Here is a 1,236-nt window from a genome sequence, read left to right on the forward strand (position 1 = left end):
AAAAGCCATGCTGGCAGCCGTGCTGGCTGTGACAGTAAGCGCATGCGCGGCAAATGCCGGCAGCAGCAGTGGCTTGTGGAATGATATAAAAAACAATCGCGCCAGTGAAGTAACACAGGCGTTGTCCCAGGGAGCAGATCCCAATGCAGTCAACGAAAACGGGGAGCCTGCGCTGATTCAGGCAATCCGTGACCAGTCTATGGGTGTATTCGATGCGCTGGCCGCCAATCCTAAGACCGATGTTAATGCGGTAAATCGCACGGGTGAAACGCCCCTGATGTATCTGGCGATTATTGGCGATCTGCCGCGTGCCAAGAAACTTGTCGCCCGAGGTGCGAAGGTTAACCGCCTGGGCTGGACTCCGTTGCATTACGCGGCCTCCAAAGGGCATGCAGACGTGGTCAAATTTCTGCTGGGCAAGGGCGCCTACCCGAATGCTCCGGCGCCCGATGGCAGTTCGCCACTGCTGATGGCGGTGACGTCGAAAAATGCCGATGTGGTGCGTGCACTGGTGGCGGCGGGTGCCGATCCGCGGGCGATCAACCAGAAGAACGTAAGCGCTCTTGATATGGCCCGAAAACTCGGCAACACCGAGGTGCTAAGCGCATTGGGTACAAAATAAGGATATACGACCATGACCTGGTATTTGAAATCCCGTTTGGCCAGCAAGCAGTCCCTTTATGCGGTGATCGGCCTGGCGTGCGCGTTGACTGGCGGCATCGCTCACGCAGAGCAGAATTATTGCGACAGCCCCTGGCTGGTGCCCAATACGCGCCTGTCCGGTTCGGTCGATGGGGCAACCGCCAGATTTTCAGTACTGGTCAATCAGGTTAACCGCGTCAGTGCGAATCAATGTACGGCCCACCTGACGGTCGATGCGGATGCGCCCATTGCCGGGCAAAGAGTGCAGGGCACCGGACCCTTCACGCTGACGGTGGAGCAGGGCAGATCGACGCTTAACGGCTCCTTTGATGCCTCGGGGCTGATGAATACGCTGATGAAGACATCGGTGCAAAGCGCACTGACCGGCTACTTCCTCAAGCCTGCAGACACGGTCAACCCTGGCGAGACGCTTGCGCCGATTTCCGGGCATTCCAATGTAAATCTGGCCGTAACCCTGCAAAATGGCATCCCGCTGAACCAGATCAACGTCAGCAACGCATCCATTTCGACCGGCCCCAGAAAGGTCGGGCAACTGCAAAGCCGTTCCACGTCTGTCGGGACCTTGCAGTGTAT

Annotated in this window: 2 protein-coding genes; both read left to right on the forward strand. The window is 57.7% G+C overall.

The genetic code is table 11. The features are described from left to right. Window positions 1–622, forward strand: a 622-nt coding sequence (locus ACTIKR_RS02105; RefSeq protein WP_442327020.1) for an ankyrin repeat domain-containing protein, incomplete at its 5' end; no start/stop codon positions are given. Between the two features lie 12 nt (window positions 623–634). After that, window positions 635–1,236 (forward strand): hypothetical protein (locus tag ACTIKR_RS02110; RefSeq protein WP_442327021.1); only part of this gene is annotated, 602 nt, incomplete at its 3' end.

The sequence above is a fragment of the Advenella sp. genome (assembly GCF_052108595.1).
In the GTDB taxonomy this organism is placed as follows: Bacteria; Pseudomonadota; Gammaproteobacteria; order Burkholderiales; family Burkholderiaceae_B; genus Advenella.